Annotated in this window: 3 protein-coding genes and 1 pseudogene; all 4 read left to right on the plus strand. The window is 63.8% G+C overall.

The annotated features are described in order from the left end of the window. The coding region (nagZ, locus tag QZY06_RS00080) for a beta-N-acetylhexosaminidase (RefSeq protein ID WP_295678592.1) at positions 1-674 on the plus strand (674 nt) is incomplete at its 5' end. Continuing rightward, a complete protein-coding gene (locus QZY06_RS00085) occupies positions 671-1,225 on the plus strand; it encodes a hypoxanthine-guanine phosphoribosyltransferase (protein ID WP_295678595.1) in 555 nt (184 codons plus the stop codon). The genes nagZ and QZY06_RS00085, both read left to right, overlap by 4 nt. Positions 1,226-1,267: 42 nt before the next feature. After that, on the plus strand, positions 1,268-2,041 hold the full coding sequence (locus tag QZY06_RS00090) for an S-methyl-5'-thioinosine phosphorylase (RefSeq protein WP_295678597.1): 774 nt from the start codon (positions 1,268-1,270) through the stop codon (positions 2,039-2,041). Between the two features lie 474 nt (positions 2,042-2,515). After that, a pseudogene (locus QZY06_RS00095) lies at positions 2,516-2,954 on the plus strand (Calx-beta domain-containing protein); the annotation flags it as partial.

Consider the following 2,954-nt stretch of genomic DNA (forward strand, 5'->3'; position numbering starts at 1 on the left):
CGCTGGAAGAAGCACGGCTGTATGGCGAAACCATCGGCCGAGAACTGGCTTCGTACGGTATCGATCTCTGCTTCGCGCCGGTGCTCGATCGCGACTGCGGCATATCGACGATCATCGGCGATCGCGCCTTCTCGTCCGATCCGCTGCAGATCATCACCTTCGCCCGCTCCTTCCGCGCCGGCCTCAATGCCGCCGGCCTGAGTGCCACCGGCAAGCACTTCCCCGGTCACGGTGCGGTAGCGGCGGATTCGCATCTGGAACTGCCGGTCGATCGCCGCTCGTTCGCCGATATCGAGCAGCGCGATCTGGTGCCATTCCGGGCGCTGATCGACGACGGTATCGAATCGCTGATGCTCGCGCACGTGCGCTACAGCGCCTACGACGACCTCCCGGCCTCGTTCTCGCGCAAGTGGATTCGCACCCTGCTGCGTGGCGACTACAAGTACAACGGCGCTGTGTTCTGCGATGACCTGTGCATGCAGGGCGCCGTGGTCATCGGCGACATCGTGCAGCGCGCCAACGTCGCGCTGCATGCCGGCTGCGACATGCTGCCGGTCTGCAACGATCGAACGATGGTCACGAAACTGCTCGAAGCTCTGCCGGTCAAGGAACGCCGCCTGTCCAGCGCCCGGCTGAAGGCGCTCTACCGAAAAACTGGAACCTTCACCGCATGACTCTCACCGCTGACCAAGCCCGCCAGGCACTCGCCGAAGCCGATTGCCTGTACGACGAAGCCACCGTCAACGCCGCCTATGACCGGCTCGCCGCCGAGATCACCACCGAGTACGCCGACAAGAGCCCGCTGATCCTCTGCGTGATGATCGGTGGCCTGGTGCCGACTGCCGAAATCCTGCGCCGTCTGTCGTTCCCGTTCCAGCTCGATTACCTGCACGCGACCCGCTACCGCGGCTCGACCACCGGCGGCGGCCTGATCTGGAAGCGCCAGCCGCCGGCGATTCTCGACGGCCGCCACGTGCTGGTGATCGACGACATCCTCGACGAAGGCCACACCCTGGTCGCGATCCGCAAGGCACTGGAAGGCTTCGCGCCGCTGAGCCTGAAGGTCGCCGTGCTCGCCGAAAAGCTGCACGACCGCCGCGCCGCCGGTGCTCACGCCGAGTTCATTGGCTTCAGCGTCATCGACCGCTACGTGTTCGGCTGTGGCATGGACTACCAGGAATACTGGCGCCAGCTGCCGGCGATCTATGCGCTCAAAGGCGCTTGACTTCAGCGCCGCAGGTTTCATCTCTTACTGATCTCACCTCCAATGTCGACGTCCCATCCGCAGATCCCGAACGCCAAGGTCGCCGTGATCGGCGGCACCGGCATGAACCAATGGCCCGGCCTGGCGATCATCGAATCGGTGGTTGTCGATACGCCGTACGGTGCGCTATCAGCGCCGCTGGTGAGAGGCCGGATTGCCGGCGTCGAGGCGATCTTCCTGGCCCGCCATGGCGAAGGCCACAAGATCCCACCGCATGCGATCAACTACCGCGCCAATCTCTGGGCGCTGAAGGCGGCCGGCGTGCACAACGTCATCGCGATCGGCGCGGTCGGCTCGATCGCCGAATGGTTCGCGCCCGGTGATGTCACCGTGCCGGACGATGTCATCGACTACAGCTGGGGCCGCGAGCACAGCTATTCCGATGGCAGCATTGGCAGCGAACTCAAGCACGTCGAATTCGAACATCCGTATGCGCCAAGCTTGCGCAAGACGCTGCTTGATGCCGCGCAGGCAGCAGCGGTCGCCGCTCATGACGGCGGCACCATGGCCGTGACCCAGGGTCCGCGCCTGGAATCCCCGGCCGAAATCCGCCGTCTGAAACAGGACGGTTGCGCGATGGTCGGCATGACCGGCATGCCCGAAGCCGGCCTTGCCGCCGAATTGGGTCTGGCCTATGCCTGCCTCGCGGTCAGCGTCAATTGGGCGCCGGGCATCGGCAGCGGCGACATCCACGGCCAGATCGAACTCTGGGTCGCCACCAGCATGGCCAAGGTGCAGGCGATTCTCGAGCGGGCGTTGCCGGTGCTGGCCCGCTGAGGCCGCTGCCGTCCCGACGCAATGCCGTAAAGGATCGCCCCTTGCTGCCGTTACGGAGTCATGGTGACGGCGAGCCGGCTATCTGCTGAGGCTCCTTCCCGCCGAATAGTTTTTTCTCAGCTCCAAGGGGAAATCCGCTGGGTTTCCCCGCGGCAATCTGCTCGGCAGTGTTTGGATCGGGAGGGCGTCCAAGACGGTGCATTTCGGTAATGCAGCACGGCAGCTGTGGTGATTAGTAGCCGAGAGCCGAATCTGTGTGGGGAAAACAGGCCAATCAGACAATGCGGCCGTGCAAAGGTCCCAGCATGACGGTCTAGAAGACGTTGCCCGTGTCGTATCTGCCTGCCTTTCTTGATTCGCCCGTTCCAAATGAGTGCCGCATTCATGTCCAGCAAACTTTTATGTGGTCGCCTCATCGCCGTATTGAGTCTGGCGATCGGTGCACTGCCGGGCTTTGCGGTGGCGCAGACGACACCGAGCGTCAGCATCGACGACGTGAGCGTTGTCGAGGGCAATAGCGGGACGGTGGTGGCGCGCTTCACCCTGAGGTTGTCCGCGCCCTCGACCCAAGCAGTGTCCGTGCGTTTCGCATCGGCAAACGGCACGGCAACGGCGGGCAGCGACTATCTGGCCCGCTCAGGCACCAGCACCTTCGCCCCTGGCGAGACCAGCAAGACGCAGTCTTTCACGGTCAACGGCGACACCGATTTCGAGCCCGATGAAACCTTCTTCGTCAATCTGAGCACCCCGGTCGGGTTGACGATTGCCAAGGCGCAGGGCATCGCGACGATTCTTAATGACGACGCGGCACCTGACACGACGCCGGATCAATTTGGCTTCGCGGCGGTGACAGATGCAGCACTGAGCAGCGTGCAGACGAGCAACGCGATCACGGTGGCGGGCATCAACGCAG

This window comes from uncultured Nevskia sp. (genome assembly GCF_903885465.1).
Taxonomy (GTDB): domain Bacteria; phylum Pseudomonadota; class Gammaproteobacteria; order Nevskiales; family Nevskiaceae; genus Nevskia.